We start from the raw sequence: 15,961 nt of genomic DNA on the forward strand, positions 1-15,961 counted from the left end.
AGACTTGATCCGGGGTGACAGGACAAGCAACGCCATCGTCGATGGCTCCGGACGCCGGGACAAGCCCGGCATGACAGCGTAGCGCCGACGCGCCTTCGCCGACGCGCGAACGCAGCAACGAACCGGTGTTCAAATGGGTAGGAACGGCGGCTTCGATCATGGGCGTCGATCGATCCTCGGAAGAAAGGGCGGCTCCTGCGGCGGTACGGGTGAACCGTCGCTGAAGCCGCCCCGTCGGCATCAGGCGCCGAAGGTGCGCTGCCACCAGCCGCGGCGGGGGGCATCGCCCTCGGCCGGCTCGGCGGCATCGTCGGTCACCGCGGTGGCGGCGCCGTCCTGCGTCACGCCCAGCGCCGCTTCCTCAACCGCGACGTCGGCGGGTGCCTCCGGCGCGATCGCGGCGATCGCCGGCTCGGCCTCGACCGGCGCGGCGTCGGCGGCCGGTGCCTTGCGGCGCGTGCGGCGTGGCTTGGGGGCCTCCTCCGCGGGAGCCGCCTCGACCACGGCGTCGGCGGCCTTGCGGCGCGTGCGACGTGGCTTGGCCGGCGCGGGCTCCTCCTCGGCGGCGGCCGCCGCGGCGGGCGCGGGCTCAACCGGCGTCTCGGTCGCGGCCGGCGTTTCCGCCGCCTCCGGCGCGGCGGCACGGGCTCGCGGACGACGGCGCGTCTTGGGCGCCGGCGCTTCCTCGTCGGGCTGCACCGCCGGCTCGACCGGCGCGGGGGTAGGGAGGGCGATCGGATCGATCACCGGGCCCGAGTCGCCGGCATCCGCCGCTTCCTCGCGCTCCGCGTCATCGGAGCCAGCTGTCTCACGGTCGAGCTCGGCGGATGGTGCATCGGTCGCCGACTCGCCGCGGCGACCACCACGCCGACCACGCCGACCCCGCCGGCGACGCGCGCCGCCCTCGTCGCTATCGGTGGCGGCGGGTTCGCCGACGAACTCGACCTCGTCGGACGGCTCCTCGGCGTCGCCCGGCTCGTCGCCGGCAGCCGCCGTCTCGGCCTCTGGCGTCTCGGCCTCGCCCGTCTCGCCCTCGGACGTCTCGTTCTCGCCGCGACGGCCGCGGCCGCGGCGACGGCGGCGGCGCTTGCCGCGACCCTCGCCGTCACCTTCCTCGCGCGGGGCACGAGCGGCGGGGACCGCCTCCTCCTCGACCTCCTCGTCGAGCTCGGCCTCCTCGATATAGTCGTCTTCTTCCTCGTCGATCACCAGCTCGTCGATCTTTGGCGCGTAGGCGGGCGGCGGGCCGGACGCCTCCACCGACATGCGCGCGCCCTCCTCTTCGCGATCGGGGATCACCTCGATCGTCACACCGTAACGGTCCTCGACCTCGGCGATGTCGGCGCGCTTGCGGTTGAGGACGTAGATCGTCGCTTCCTGGCTGGCGCGCAGCGTGAGGAGCGAACCGCGACCGCGTGCGGCCTCCTCCTCCAGCATGCGCAGCGCCGACAGCCCGGCAGACGAGGCAGTGCGGACCAGGCCTGTGCCCTCGCAATGCGGGCAGGCGCGGGTCGACGCCTCCAGCACGCCGGTGCGCAGCCGCTGGCGGCTCATTTCCATCAGGCCGAACGACGAGATGCGGCCGACCTGGATGCGCGCGCGATCGTTCTTCAGCGCCTCCTTCATCGCCTTCTCGACCTTCCGGACATTGGACGAGTGGTCCATGTCGATGAAGTCGATGACGACGAGGCCCGCCATGTCGCGCAGGCGCAGCTGGCGCGCGATCTCCTGCGCCGCCTCCAAGTTGGTGGCGGTCGCGGTCTGCTCGATATTGTGCTCGCGCGTCGAGCGGCCGGAGTTGATGTCGATCGACACCAGCGCCTCGGTAGGGTTGATGACTAGGTAGCCGCCCGACTTCAGCTGGACGACGGGATTGTACATTGCCGCCAGCTGGTCCTCGACGTGCGCGCGCTGGAACAACGGCACGGCGTCGGCGTACTGCTTCACCTTCTTGGCGTGGCTCGGCATCAGCAGCCGCATGAAGTCCTTGGCGTGGCGATAGCCCTCCTCGCCCTCGACGATCACCTCGTCGACCTCGGCATTGTAGATGTCGCGGATCGCGCGCTTCATCAGGTCGCTGTCGCCGTAGATCAGCGCGGGCGCAGCGGACGACAGCGTCTTCTCGCGGATCTCGTCCCACAGACGGGCGAGATAGTCGAAGTCGCGCTTGATCTCGGTCTTGGTACGCTGGAGCCCGGCGGTGCGGACGATGCACCCCATCGAGGTCGGCAGGTCGAGGCCCGCCATGATCGTCTTCAGCCGCTTGCGATCGGCCGCGTTGCTGATCTTGCGGCTGATGCCGCCGCCGTGCGACGTGTTGGGCATCAGTACGCAGTAGCGGCCGGCGAGCGACAGGTAGGTGGTCAGCGCCGCCCCCTTGTTGCCGCGCTCCTCCTTGACGACCTGGACCAGCAGCACCTGCCGCCGGTGGATCACGTCCTGGATCTTGTAGCGGCGGCGCAGGTTCTGGCGACGCGCGCGCAGGTCCTCGACCTGGTCGTCGTTGCCGCCGCGGCCCTTGCGGCGGCGCGGCCGATCCTCGCCCGCCTCCTCCAGCTCGCCTTCCTCGTCGGCGTCGTCGTCGTCGAGGTCGTCCTCCTCCAGATCGTCCTCGTCGTCCTGCTCGGCACGCAGCGCAGCCTCCTGCGCGGCGTGCTCGGCCTCCTCGCGCAGCAGCGCGTCGCGATCCTCCTTGGGGATCTGGTAATAGTCGGGATGGATTTCGGAAAAGGCGAGGAAGCCGTGGCGATTGCCGCCATATTCGACGAACGCCGCCTGCAGCGACGGTTCGACGCGGGTCACCTTGGCGAGATAGATGTTGCCCTTGAGCTGCTTGCGCTCGGCGGATTCGAAGTCGAACTCCTCGATCCGGTTACCTTGTACGACCGCCACGCGGGTTTCTTCCCGGTGGCGTGCGTCGATCAGCATACGCGTGGTCATCAAATGGTCTCCGCGCGCGCGTCGGGTCGGTCCGCGGACGGAGCCCTCGCGCGCGATAATGAAGGGCGGCCTGCCGGTGGGCGGCGCCCGATGGATGGAAAATCGCGTCTGCTTGCACGACGTGCCGGGGCAGATGGCCCCGCGGCTCCCACGGCACCGCCACGCCGCCGGCCGAGGCCGAGCGGGGGAGCGGGGGCGGGGAATGCGTCATGCGAGCGTCAACCTGGATTGGCCCGTCGAACGGTGACGGGCTGGCGTTCCGCACGTGGCCGAGAACGGTCGACATACGGATGCGGCATCATTGCTAGCATTCGAATGCGGACACGGCAACCGGCCGTCCCTTGCCGGGCAGGCGGCCAGCCGTTGCCGAACGCCGGATTAACCTTGCCGGGCAAGCCGGCGTTCGCACGCGGGGCCGTACACGTTCGCCACTGGTGACGCCGACCGGCAAGGGAGGCGGACCACGAAAGGGTGACGTTGATGGCTTTTTGCTGGACCCGCGGTGGCCAGGCGCGGCATGCGGGCGGGGTGCTGTTCCTGCTGACGCTCCTCGCCGGCCTGCTGCCCGCGACCCCCGCCTGGGCCGCGAGCGTGGAGAGCGTCGCGGTGGAGGCGGGGCGGATCGTGATCCGTTTCGACGATCCGGTGAAGGGCGCGCGCGCGTCGATCCTCGGCGAAGGGCGGACGATCGCGGTGGAGGTCGCGGGCGCGGTCCCCGGCATCGTCGCGCGCGCGGGCGGGGTGGTCGGCTCGGTACGCCAGTCGCGGCGAGGCGACGGCACGCGCATCGTCTTCGACCTGCGCGATCCGGCGGTGATCGGCGACGGCGGTTTTGACGCGAGCGGCCGCGAGCTGACGCTGGCGCTCCACCCCACCGACGACCAGGGCTATGCCGCGGCGAGCCTTGCCGGGCCGCTCGACTTCTTTCCCTTCAATCTCGCCTTCGACCGGCGCCCCCGGTACAAGGTGGCGGTGCCCGTGCCCGTCGCCGCCAAGGTGCCCCCGCTGCCGCGCGTCCGCGGCGACGACAGCCGCCCGCTGGTGGTGATCGACGCAGGTCATGGCGGCGTCGATCCCGGCGCGATCAACCCGGTGACCGGCCTGCGTGAGAAGGACGTGACGCTGCGTGTCGCCCGTGCGATCCGCGACGAGCTGCTGGCGAGCGGCCGGGTGCGCGTGGCGCTGACCCGCGAGGACGATCGCTACCTGGTGCTGCGCGAGCGCTACGGCATTGCGCGCCGCCTGCACGGCGACCTGTTCATCTCGATCCACTGCGACTCCACCGGCAGCGAGGAAGCGACGGGCGCGTCGGTCTACACCCTCTCCGACGTCGCCTCCGACAAGGAGGCCGCGCGGCTCGCGACGCGGGAGAACAAGGCCGACGTGATCTCGGGCGTGAATTTAGGCGAGGCGGGAGCGGACGTGTCGTCGATCCTGATCGACCTGACGCAGCGAGAGACGATGAACAGCTCCGCCACCTTCGCGCGGCTGCTGGGGCGCGAGGCCAGGCCGCTGGTGCCGATGAAGGCGAACTTCCACCGGATGGCGAGCCTGATGGTGCTGAAGGCGCCCGACCTGCCGTCGATCCTGTTCGAGACCGGCTACATCTCCAATCCTACCGACGCCGCGTTCCTCGACTCGGAGGAGGGCCGCGAGCGGATCGCGGAGGCGGTGAGGCGTGCGGTGGAAGCGCATTTCGCCCGGCGCATGGCGGCGCGGTAGCCGCCGGCACCGGACTTTATCCGGGGTCCAGAGCCAAGCGGCGACACGGTCCATGGCTCTGGATGCCGGGACGAACCCGGCATGGCGATGGGGCTCCGACCGCTTCCGCTGGCGACATGGCCGCTACCTGATATAAGCCGCGGCCAAGTTATGGCGTTCGCTTCCCTCCGCAGCTCCCGTTTTCTCCCCCGCCGGCCGGAGGGTGGAATGCGCGGCGTCGCCTCGCGCGCGTGGGCGCGCTGGTGGGTGAAGCTGCTGGCGGTGCTCGCCGGCCTCGCCGCCGTCGCGATGTTTCTCCTCTGGCTGCTGGTGATCCGCGGCCTGCCGTCGGTCGACCAGCTGCGCACCTACGAGCCTCCCTTGCCGACCAATGTCCGCGGGATCGACGGCGTACCGATCCAATCCTACGCGCGCGAGCGTCGCGTGGAGCTGTCCTACGCCGAATATCCGCCGCTGCTGGTCAAGGCGTTCCTGGCGGCCGAGGACCGGACGTTCTTCGAGCATCACGGCGTCGATTATCCGGGTCTCGCCGGCGCGGTGATCGATTACGTGCAGAAGCTCGGCAGCGGCCGCCGTGCCAAGGGCGGCTCGACCATCACCCAGCAGGTCGCCAAGAACCTGCTGATCGGCAACGCCTACTCGCCGACCAGGAAGCTGAAGGAGGCGATCCTCGCCTACAAGATCGAGGATACGCTCTCCAAGGAGCAGATCCTGGAACTCTACCTCAACCAGATCGCGCTCGGTCGCAACGCGTTCGGCGTCGAGGCGGCGAGCCATGCCTATTTCGACAAGGAACTGCCGGAGCTGAGCCTGGCGCAGCTCGCCTATCTCGCCATCCTGCCCAAGGGGCCGTCCAACTACGACCCCGTCCGCCACGCCGACCGCGCACTGGCGCGGCGCAACTACGTGCTGCGCGAGATGGTGCGGAACGGCTTCATCGATCAGGCGCAATATGCCCGTGCCAATGCCGAACCGCTGGGCACTGTGCTGCGCCGGACGCCCAAATACGACACGGTCGGCGGCTATTTTGTCGAGGAGGTGCGCCGCGAGCTGATCGACCGGTTCGGCGAGACGCGGGCGGCGGGGCCGTTCAGCGTCTACGAGGGCGGACTGTGGGTGCGCACCTCACTCGACCGGCGATTGCAGGAGCTCGCCAAGCAGGCGCTCCGCGACGGGCTGGTCCGGTTCGAGGGGCAGCGCGTGTGGCAGGGGCCGATCCGTCACGTCGACATCGCCGACGAGGGCCGCGGCTGGCTGCAGCCGCTGCTCAACACCAACATCGCGCTCGACTACAACGATTGGCGCGCGGGCATCGTCATCGGGCGCGTCGGCGATGCCTGGGCGATCGGGTTCGCCGACGGCTCCACCGCGACGCTGCCGCGCGGCGCCGCGCAGATGCCGGTGCGGGGCACGACGGTGGCGGCGTTCGGGCGGATGAAGCCCGGCGACATCGTCGCGGTGGCACCGGCGGGCGGCGGCCGAGTGTCGCTCCGCTCGATCCCGCGCATCTCCGGCGGCTTCGTCGTCGAGGAACCCGCGACCGGGCGCATCCTGGCGATGCAGGGCGGCTTTGACGCGCGCGTGCAGGCGTTCAACCGGGCCACGCAGGCGCAGCGCCAGCCGGGGTCGACGATCAAGCCGCTGGTCTACTCCGCCTCGCTGGAGAACGGGATGACCCCCGCCTCCATCATCGTCGACGGGCCGTTCTGCGTCTATCAGGGTGCGCGGCTGGGCCAGAAATGCTTCCGCAACTTCGCGAACATGCGCGCCGCAGGTCCGCGCACGATGCGCTGGGGGATCGAGCAGAGCCGCAACCTGATGACGGTGCGTGCGGCGGCGCAGACCGGAATGCCGCGCGTCGTCGACACGCTGAAGCGCATGGGTGTCGGCACTTATCCGCCATACCTGGCGATTGCGTTGGGCGCGGGCGAGACCACGGTGGCCAAGATGGTCAACGCCTATTCGATCCTCGCCAATAACGGGCGGGGCGGAGCGCCGACGCTGATCGACTTCGTTCAGGACCGCCACGGCAAGGTGATCTGGCCGGAGAACTGGCGTGCCTGCGACGGCTGCAACGCGCCCGACTGGAACGGCGGACCGATGCCGCGCCCGGCCAGCCGCATGCGCCAGGCGATCGACGCGATGACCGCGTTCCAGATGGTGCATATCACCGAGGGCGTGGTCCAGCGCGGCACCGCCACCGTGCTGCGCGACCTCGACCGGCCGATGTTCGGCAAGACGGGGACGACGACCGGCCCCACCGACGTGTGGTTCGTCGGCGGCACGCCGCAGTTCGTCGGCGGCGTGTATATCGGCTACGACAATCCGCGTCGGTTGGGCGCGGCGGAGGGCGGCACCGTCGCCGCCCCGATCTTCAAGCAGTTCGCAGCCAAGGCGTATGAGGGGTTGGAGAAGCTGCCGTTCCGCGCGCCCGCGGGCATCCGCATGGTCCGCATCCTTCGCGCCAGCGGGCGGCCGGTGTTCGGCACCTTCCCGACCGACGTCGATCCCAAGGCGGCGGTGATCTGGGAAGCGTTCAAGCCGGAGAGCGAGCCACGCCGCGCGCGCCGCCGTGGCCCCGCCGCCGCGCCGACCGCCGCCGCGATCCCCACCACGACCGTGCCCCGCGACAGCGATTTCTTGCAAAGGGAGGGCGGAATCTACTAGCGCGGCCCCATATCCGGACAGGCCGACCGCCAAGCCCGTCATGCCAGCCAAGGCCGGCATCTCCAGCTTGTAGAGCGCGCGCCTAGCCGCAGAAGATGCCAGCGGTCGCTGGCATGACGAGTTTGGAGAGTTCCCATGCGCGCCGAAGCGCAAGCCCATGTCGATACCATCAACGCCGCGCTCGCGCTGCTGCGCCGCTTCCTCAACTGGGACGTGGCGCTGCGCCGGCTCGACGAGCTCAACGCGCGCGTCGAGGACCAGGCGTTGTGGAACGATCCCAAGGCCGCGCAGGAGGTGATGCGTGAACGTCGCCGCCTCGACGAGGCGGTCACCGCCACCCGCGCGATCGAGAACGAGCTCGCCGGCACGGTCGAGCTGATCGAGCTGGCCGAGGCGGAGGGCGATCAGGAACTCGCCGACGAGGGCACCGCCAGCTTGGCCGAACTCGCCGCGCGCGCCGACCGCGACAAGGTCAAGGCGCTGCTCGCGGGCGAAGCGGACGGCAACGACACCTATATCGAGGTCAATGCCGGCGCCGGCGGCACCGAGAGCCAGGATTGGGCCGGCATGCTCAGCCGCATGTACTCGCGCTGGGCGGAGCGCCACGGGCTGAAGGTGGAGTTGGTCGACCAGCATTCGGGCGAGCAGGCGGGGATCAAGTCGGCGACGCTGCTGCTGAAGGGCGAGAACGCCTACGGCTACGCCAAGACTGAGTCGGGCGTGCACCGGCTGGTGCGGATCAGCCCGTACGATTCGGCGGCACGGCGCCACACTTCGTTCGCGTCCGTCTGGGTCTATCCGGTCGTCGACGACAATATCGAGGTCGAGTATAACGAGAGCGACCTGCGCATCGACACGTACCGCGCATCTGGCGCCGGCGGCCAGCACATCAACACCACCGATTCGGCGGTGCGCATCACGCACATCCCCACCGGCATCGTCGTCCAGTGCCAGAACCAGCGTTCGCAGCACAAGAACAAGGCGGAGGCGTACAACCAGCTGCGCGCGCGCCTGTACGAGCGCGAGCTGGCGATCCGCGAGCAGGCGGCGAACGCGGAGAACGCGACCAAGACCGATATCGGCTGGGGTCACCAGATCCGCTCCTACGTCCTCCAGCCGTATCAGATGGTGAAGGACCTGCGCACCGGCGTGACCTCCACCGCGCCGGGCGACGTGCTGGACGGCGATCTCGACCCGTTCATGGCGGCGGCGCTGTCGCAGCGGGTGACCGGCGAGGCGGTGGCGGTGGAGGACGTGGATTGATCCTGCGCCCCTTCTTCGTCACGCCGGGCTCGTCCCGGCGTCCAGGGCCCAGCAGCGTGGCGCCCCTGGCTCTGGATGTCGGGACGAGCCCGGCATGACGCTGAAGAGGATATCCCTGAGCGGCTTGCTCCTACTCTCTGCCTGCGACGGGTCGAAACCGCTCATCAAGCCCCGCGCCGATCAGCCGGGGCCGTTCCCCGCCGCCGATCGCCCGGTCGCGCACATCGTGTCGTCGCGCTGGTCGACCGAGGAAGCGCGCGACCGGCTGCGCGAGGCGGAGACGGTGATGGACAAGGCGGCGATCCGCCCCGGCATGACGGTGGCGGACATCGGCGCGGGCGAGGGTTACTACACGATCCGCCTGGCCGCGCGGGTCGGTGCGGAGGGCCGGGTGCTGGCCGAGGACATCATGCCCAGCGTCCGCGACCAGCTGGCCGAGCGCGTCTCGCGCGAGCGGCTGGAGAATGTCAGCGTCCGGCTCGGCACGCCCGCCGACCCGCGGCTGCCGCCCGACAGTTTCGACCGGGTGATGATGGTGCACATGTACCACGAGATCGCGCACCCCTACGAATTCCTGTGGCGGCTGCGGCCGTCCGTAAAGCCCGACGGGCTGGTGGTGGTGGTCGATGCCGACCGGCCGACGCGCGACCATGGCACGCCGCCGGCGCTGCTCGCCTGCGAGTTCGCCGCCGTCGGCTATCGCCAGATATCGTTCGAGCCGCTGGCGAGCGCGGGCGGTTATCTCGCGACCTTCCGGCCGGTCGGTGGACGGCCGGAGCCGGAGGCGATCCGCGCGTGCCGGCTGCAACAGTCCGGGCCGGGCCAAGCGGGAGCGCCCCGGTGAGGCAGTATCTAGACCTGATGGACCGGGTGCTAACCTCCGGCACGCGCCAGGAGGACCGCACGGGCACCGGCACGCTGTCGGTGTTCGGCGCGCAGATGCGGTTCGATCTGGGCGCCGGCTTCCCGGTGCTGACCACCAAGAAGCTGCACCTGCGCTCGATCATCTTGGAATTGCTGTGGTTCCTCCGCGGCGACACCAACGTGCGCTGGTTGCAAGACCGGAAGGTCAGCATCTGGGACGAGTGGGCGGACGAGGGCGGCGATCTCGGCCCCGTCTACGGCAAGCAGTGGCGCGACTGGGTCGCCGCGGACGGCCGCCACATCGACCAGATCGCCGGGCTGGTCGATACGATCCGCCGCGATCCCGGCTCGCGCCGCCAGATCGTCACCGCCTGGAACCCCGGCGAACTGCACGCCATGGCGCTGTCGCCCTGCCACTGTTTGTTCCAGACCTATGTCGCGAACGGCAGGCTGTCGCTGCAACTCTACCAGCGGTCGGCCGACATCTTCCTGGGGGTGCCGTTCAACATCGCTTCCTACGCGCTCCTGACGCACATGCTGGCGCAGCAATGCGGGTTGGAGGTCGGCGAGTTCGTGTGGACGGGGGGCGACTGCCACCTTTACGTCAATCATCTGGAGCAGGCGCGCACGCAGCTCGCCCGCGATCCCGGCCCTCTGCCGCGGCTGGAGATCGTGCGGCGTCCCGACGCGATCGACGGCTACGCGCTGGAGGATTTCGTGCTGCACGATTACGCGGCGCAGGCGCACATCAAGGCGCCGGTGGCGGTGTGAGAATCCCACCAAAGTGGTACTTTGGCGGGTGCCCGTGATTTCGTTCCACCTGGCCCGGGCGGACAACGGCGTGATCGGCGTCGACGGGCGGCTGCCCTGGCACCTGCCGGCCGACCTGCGCCGCTTCAAGGCGCAGACGCTGGGCCGGCCGATGGTGATGGGCCGCAAGACGTTCGACAGTTTCCCCGCCCCGCTGCCCGGCCGCCGCCACATCGTCCTGACCCGCTCGACCGACTGGGAGGCGGAGGGTGCCGAGGTGGCGCACACGCCCGCCGAGGCGCTGGCGCTGGCGGGTGACGACGTGGCGGTGATCGGCGGCGCGGAAATCTTCGCGCTGTTCGAGCCCGACCGCGTGGAGTTGACGGAGGTCCACTGCTCGCCCCTCGGCGATGCCGTGGTGCCGCCGTTCGACGCGTGGAATGAGGCGTTTCGGGAGGACCATCCCGCCGAAGGGGATCGGCCCGCGTACAGCTTCGTCACGCTGGTGCGCTGAAGCAGCCCACCCGTCAGCGCATGGCCCGCACCCGCGGCGTATCGAGGCACCCCGCCACCGTTGCACTGTCGGGGAATGGTGGAGCCGTTCGTGCCGACAGCGCCGGGACGTCCACGGGTCGCCCGATCGCGACCGGATCGAAGCCGGTCTGCCCGGTGCAGGCGAGCGTCGCGCGCAGCAGGTCGGGCGGTGTGCGATATCCCTCGTACGACAGGCGGAACGTGCCCCAGTGGATCGGGATCGCGCTGCTCGCACCCAGGCCGGCATAGGCCTGCGCCGCCTGCACCGGCCCGATATGGCTGTCGCTCGCCATCTGGCCGGGGACGAAGCGGAACGCGCCGATCGGGATCAGCGCCAGCCGGATCGGCCCCAGTCGCGCCGCCTCCGCCGGCCAGCGCCCGTCGCCCAGTCCCGTGTCACCGGCGAAAAACAGGTTGCCGCCGGGCAGCTCGACCACGAAGCTGGACCACAATGCCCGGTTGCGGTCGGTGAACCAGCGGCTGCTCCAGTGATGGTTGCGCGTCACGTGCACGCGAATGGCGCGCCTGCCGTCAGGCGCGGCATCGACCCGTGGCCGCTCCTGTACCGTGACGGCGCGGCCCCAGTCTGCGGCGACCGCGCCGATCCCGGCCGAGCGCAGGATCGCGTCGTTGCCCGGGCTGGTGACGATCAGCGGCCGGTCGCGATCCCACAACCGCTTCAACGTGCCGAGGTCGAGATGATCCCAGTGCGCGTGGCTGACCAGGACCAGATCGATCTTCGGCAGCGTGTCGAACGCGATGCCCGGCGCGGCGACGCGGGTCGGTCCCAGAAAGGCCGGGCCGGTATTCGTGCGCCAGACCGGGTCGGTCAGGATGTTGAGCGCGGGCAACTGCACCAGCACGCTGGCGTGGCCGATCCACGTTGCCCTCATCGGCATCGCGCGCAGGTCCGCCGGCATGGCCGCGGTGGCGCTGGACGCGGAGGCCGTCGAGGCGGGCAGGGGCATCAGCTCCGCCGCACTCGCTTGGCGAACGGGCACGCGGTCGGGCCAGATCGGACGGTCGTCGGTCAGGTTGCGCCACAGAAAGCCCAGCCGCCCACCGCCGCCCGGCGGCCTCGAACCCTCGTCGCCGCCGTCCGGGTTGAAGAACCGTTCGCCGTCGTAATGGCCGCTCGCCGGCCCGCGATAGTAGATGCGGTCGAGGTAGCGCGGCACGATCACGCTCAGCAGCAGCGCCGCGATCACGACGAACAGCGCGGCCTTGCCGGTCAGGATGAAGATACGGTGCAAGGCGGCTCTTTCGGCAGGTCGTGCGATGTAACGCAGGTTGATCGGCAGGGTTCAGACCGACCGTGGCGTTTTCACGGGCCCTTGTGCCGGGCACGGCCGCGCCATAGCCTTCCGCGATGCGTTCCCTCGCCGTCCTGCTCGCCGCCTCGATCCTCCTGCCTGCGCCCGCCGCGGCGCGCACCGTGCGCGTGGAGGAGCGCTCGATCGACGATCTGCGGACAGCGATGGCGGCGGGCCGGGAGACCAGCGTCGACCTGGTGCGCGCCTATCTCGCCCGCATCGCCAAGCTCGACCGCCACGGACCCGCGCTACGATCGGTGATCGCGATCAACCCCGACGCGGTCGCGCAGGCGAGGGCGCTCGACGCGGAGCGCCGCGCCGGCCGGGTACGCGGGCCGCTCCACGGCATCCCCGTGCTCATCAAGGACAATGTCGAGACGGCCGATCCGGTGCCCACCACCGCCGGCAGCTTGGCGCTCGCCGCCAACGTGTCGGGCCGCGACGCGCCGGTCGTTGCCGAACTGCGCCGCGCGGGCGCGGTGATCCTGGGCAAGACGAACCTCAGCGAATGGGCCAACATCCGCTCGTCGCGATCGATGAGCGGGTGGAGCGCGGTCGGCGGCCTCGTCCGTAACCCCTACGCGCTCGATCGCAGCGCCTGCGGCTCCTCTTCCGGTTCCGGCGCGGCGACCGCGGCGAGCTTCGCGGCGGCGGCGGTGGGGACGGAGACCGACGGCTCGGTCGTATGCCCCTCGTCGGTCAACGGTCTGGTCGGCCTGAAGCCGTCGATCGGCCTGGTCAGCCGCACCCGCGTGGTGCCGATCAGTCACTCGCAGGACACGCCCGGCCCGATGGCGCGCAGCGTCCGCGACGCCGCCCTGCTGCTGTCGGCGATGGTCGCGCCCGATCCGGAGGACGAGGCGACCAGGGCCGCCGTCCGCCGCGACTATGCCGTCGGCCTGTCGACCAGCGCCTTGTCGGGCGCGCGCGTGGCGGTGCTGCGGCCGGAGATGACGCCCGATCTCGCCGTCCGCTACCAGGCCGCGCTCGACGTGCTGCGCGCCGCGGGGGCCGAGCTGGTCGAGGTCGAGCGCCCGCCGCTCGCCGGGCTGGGCGAGGCCGAGTTCACCGTGCTGAAGACGGAGCTGAAGGCCGATCTCGACGCCTATCTCGCCACCGCGCCCGCCGGTGTCGGCGCGCGCACGCTGGCGCAGGTCATCGCCTTCAACGCCGCCCACCGCGCGGCGGAGATGCCGTTCTTCGGCCAGGACACGTTCGAGGAGGCGCAGGCGACGAAGGGGCTGGCCGATCCCGCCTATCGCGCGGCGCGCGCGACCTCGCTCAAGCTGGCTAGCGAGGCGATCGACGGTATGCTGCGCCGGGCGCGCGCTACCGTGCTGGTCCAGCCCACCACCGGGCCCGCCTGGCTGAGCGATCCGGTGCACGGCGATCAATATGCCGGTCCGTCCGCCTCGGCGTTGCCGGCGATCGCCGGCTATCCGCACCTCACCGTGCCGATGGGGCTGGTCCGCGGCCTGCCCGTAGGCTTGTCGTTCATCGCCACCAGGTTCGGCGAGGCCACTGTGCTCGGCGCCGGCTACGCCTATGAGCAGCGCGCGCGGGCCCGCGTCGCGCCGACCTACCGCGCGACCGCCGATGTCGGGCCGGGGCTGGACGGCGTTCGCTGACGATCGCTCGCGCCTATCGCAGCAGCTCCTTGCGCACGTGAACGGCGCGCAGCGACAGCCGCACCTCGACCATGAAGGCGCATAGCGACAGGATCAGCAGCAGCATCGCCAGGATGAAGGACAGCGCGACCAGCGTGCCCAGGTGCAGCTTGGTCAGCGTCGCGATGAACAGCAGCACCACCACCAGGCACGTCATCACCGCGCTCGACACCGCCAGGAACAGCGCGGCGTTGATGATCGAGATGCGGCGATCGAGCAGCCGCAGCTCCCACACGTGGCGATCATGCTCCGGCCCCGTCGAGCGCGGATGCAGTTGTTCCAGCGCACGGGTACGGTCCACCACGCGGCTGAGCCGCCCGGCGAGCACGTTGAGCAGCGCGCCGATGCCGGCGAGCATGAACACGGGCGAAAGCGACAGTGCGATGGTCTGGGCGATGGTGGCGACGCCGGGGAGCGTGGGAAGCATGGCCGGGTTGTAGCGGGTCGCGACCGGATTGGCACCGTGTCGATGAAGGCTCCAGTCACGACCTTGGCGACCGCTTCAGCGCCGTCGTTCACGCCCGCGCCGATGTCCCGTTACCGGACGGCCGCCGCTTAACCTTCTTTATGGCTGGGCGAAATCGTAAACGCGGCGTTAACGTCTGCACCATGACCAGACGCCTCGTCCTCACCAATGAAGCCGCCCGGCACCCGCTGCGACAGACGCTGCCGCCGCCGCCCGTCCGCCGCGATCCGCGCAACGAGGATCAGGACGTGAAGCTGTTCCTGCTCAGCTTCGCGGCCTTCTTCACCTGCTTCTACAGCTTTATCGGCTGATCTATCCGCTGGCGCAGGTCTCGCTGTCGCAGGCCGCGTGCAGGCGCCGTGCGATCCAGGCGGATACAAGGCACATCGCCGCGACCAGGAACAGCATGTCCTCCGGCCCGACGCCCAGGCCGGTGATGCCGAGCACCGCGACCGACCCGATCGTCATCGCGCCGGCGTTGACCACGTTGTTCGCCGCCACCGTGCGCGCGGTCTGATCCTTCTCCACCGTGGTGGTCAGGAAGGCGTAGAGCGGCACCACGAACATGCCCCCCGTCACCGCGATGGCGAGCAGCGTCAGCAGCACCGGAATCGCGCCCGGCTGCGCCACGAAGCTCGCGAAACCGTAGAGCTGCCCCGCCGGCGCCGCCGTCCAGCCACGCGACAGGAACGAGAACAGCGCGACGAACCCGCCCATCGCCACCACCGAGGCGGGCGAGTAGCGCGCCGAGATGCGCCCTTTCAGCATCGTGTTGATGACCACCGACCCGATCGCCACCCCGACCGAGAACACCGCGATGGCGACGCTCGCGACCTGCTCGTCGGCGGTCAGCACGTTCTTCACCAAGGGTGGGAAGATGATGATGAGGACGGTGGCGATCGTCCAGAAGAAGCTGATCGCGCAGATCGACAGGAACAGCCGCGGAATGTGCATGGTGGCCGAGATCAACCGCCATGACGAGGTAAAGGGATTATAGTTGAGCGTGAGCGGCGGCCCCTCGCGCGGGGCCGGCGGCACCTGCCGCCCCGCGAACCAGCCGATCACCGCGAACCCCAGCACCGCGCCGATCGTCCACCAATAGGGCAGCTTGGCGAGGAAGCCGGCGGCGACGGTGCCGAGCAGGATGGCGAGATACGTTCCCGCTTCGACCAGCCCGGTGCCACCCAGCACGTCGCCGGGCGGCAGATGCTGCGGCAGGATGGCGTATTTGATCGGGCCGAAGAAGGTCGAGTGGGTGCCGAGCAGCAGCACCGCGAACAGCATCAGGCCGAGGCCCAGATGGACGTGGCCGATCTTGGCGGCGAGCAGCCCGGCCGACCCGACCAGCATGATCCCGATCTCGGCCGTCTTGACCAGCCGGATGATCGCCGCCTTATCGTGGCTGTCCGCCAGCTGCCCCGACAGCGCCGACAACAGGAAGAAGGGCAGGATGGCGAGGCCGGTCGCCAGCGCGTTGAAGTTCGCCTCCGCGCCCGCATCGTTGAAGATAGCGTAGGTCGCGAACAGCACCATCGACGTCTTGAACAGATTGTCGTTGAAGGCGCCCAGGAACTGGGTGACGAACAGGGGCAGGAAGCGACGCCGCTTCAGCAGCCCCAGGGCGTTTATCATGATGCTGCCTTGGCCGTGGCGGAACATCGTGGTTGTAGCCGAGCGGGGCGGAGGCGCCAAGGGTCGCGGGATGGCCCGCCCGAACCGATGCGACGCGTCCCTTCGTCATGCCGGGCTCGTCCCGGCATCCAGAGCCAAGCAGC

12 protein-coding genes are annotated in these 15,961 nt (G+C 70.1%); 8 read left to right on the forward strand and 4 right to left on the reverse strand.

Annotated elements, in window-relative coordinates; genetic code table 11:
* Positions 1-240: 240 nt before the first annotated feature.
* Positions 241-2,940, reverse strand: a complete 2,700-nt coding sequence (locus tag BM145_RS03270; RefSeq protein ID WP_245739038.1) for an Rne/Rng family ribonuclease — start codon at positions 2,938-2,940, stop codon at positions 241-243.
* A gap of 480 nt (positions 2,941-3,420) precedes the next feature.
* Here BM145_RS03270 and BM145_RS03275 point away from each other — a divergent pair, with 480 nt between their 5' ends.
* The 6 genes from BM145_RS03275 (at position 3,421) to BM145_RS03300 (ending at position 10,720) form a co-directional block, all read left to right on the forward strand.
* Positions 3,421-4,662, forward strand: a complete 1,242-nt coding sequence (locus tag BM145_RS03275) for an N-acetylmuramoyl-L-alanine amidase family protein (protein ID WP_093331243.1) — start codon at positions 3,421-3,423, stop codon at positions 4,660-4,662.
* A 207-nt stretch (positions 4,663-4,869) separates the two neighbouring features.
* On the forward strand, positions 4,870-7,329 hold the full coding sequence (locus BM145_RS03280) for a penicillin-binding protein 1A (protein ID WP_245739040.1): 2,460 nt from the start codon (positions 4,870-4,872) through the stop codon (positions 7,327-7,329).
* Positions 7,330-7,464: 135 nt separating this feature from the next.
* Complete coding sequence (gene prfB, locus BM145_RS03285; RefSeq protein WP_093331247.1) at positions 7,465-8,592, forward strand: peptide chain release factor 2; 1,128 nt, start codon at positions 7,465-7,467, stop codon at positions 8,590-8,592.
* A 94-nt stretch (positions 8,593-8,686) separates the two neighbouring features.
* On the forward strand, positions 8,687-9,436 hold the full coding sequence (locus BM145_RS03290; RefSeq protein WP_093331249.1) for a class I SAM-dependent methyltransferase: 750 nt from the start codon (positions 8,687-8,689) through the stop codon (positions 9,434-9,436).
* Complete coding sequence (locus tag BM145_RS03295) at positions 9,433-10,227, forward strand: thymidylate synthase (protein ID WP_093331252.1); 795 nt, start codon at positions 9,433-9,435, stop codon at positions 10,225-10,227. The genes BM145_RS03290 and BM145_RS03295 overlap by 4 nt, the downstream gene beginning before the upstream one ends.
* 34 nt (positions 10,228-10,261) lie before the next feature.
* The gene (locus tag BM145_RS03300) at positions 10,262-10,720 is read left to right on the forward strand and encodes a dihydrofolate reductase (RefSeq protein ID WP_093331761.1); all 459 of its coding nucleotides are present in this window, start codon (positions 10,262-10,264) and stop codon (positions 10,718-10,720) included.
* A gap of 13 nt (positions 10,721-10,733) precedes the next feature.
* Here the strand turns inward: BM145_RS03300 and BM145_RS03305 are convergent, their stop codons facing one another.
* A complete protein-coding gene (locus BM145_RS03305) occupies positions 10,734-11,993 on the reverse strand; it encodes an MBL fold metallo-hydrolase (protein ID WP_093331253.1) in 1,260 nt (419 codons plus the stop codon).
* Between the two features lie 116 nt (positions 11,994-12,109).
* Here BM145_RS03305 and BM145_RS03310 point away from each other — a divergent pair, with 116 nt between their 5' ends.
* A complete protein-coding gene (locus tag BM145_RS03310) occupies positions 12,110-13,681 on the forward strand; it encodes an amidase (RefSeq protein WP_093331256.1) in 1,572 nt (523 codons plus the stop codon).
* Positions 13,682-13,694: 13 nt separating this feature from the next.
* On the opposite strand, the gene BM145_RS03315 is transcribed toward BM145_RS03310, so the two are convergent.
* Complete coding sequence (locus BM145_RS03315) at positions 13,695-14,147, reverse strand: DUF2721 domain-containing protein (RefSeq protein WP_093331259.1); 453 nt, start codon at positions 14,145-14,147, stop codon at positions 13,695-13,697.
* 182 nt (positions 14,148-14,329) lie between these two features.
* Between BM145_RS03315 and BM145_RS15940 the strand changes: the two genes are divergently transcribed.
* Positions 14,330-14,497 (forward strand): hypothetical protein, encoded by a 168-nt coding sequence (locus tag BM145_RS15940; RefSeq protein ID WP_177200071.1) that lies wholly within the window; start codon positions 14,330-14,332, stop codon positions 14,495-14,497.
* Between the two features lies 1 nt (position 14,498).
* Here the strand turns inward: BM145_RS15940 and BM145_RS03320 are convergent, their stop codons facing one another.
* Positions 14,499-15,818, reverse strand: a complete 1,320-nt coding sequence (locus BM145_RS03320) for an MFS transporter (protein WP_093331764.1) — start codon at positions 15,816-15,818, stop codon at positions 14,499-14,501.
* Positions 15,819-15,961 lie beyond the last annotated feature (143 nt).

Source organism: Sphingomonas rubra, from assembly GCF_900115745.1.
Lineage (GTDB): Bacteria > Pseudomonadota > Alphaproteobacteria > Sphingomonadales > Sphingomonadaceae > Sphingomonas > Sphingomonas rubra.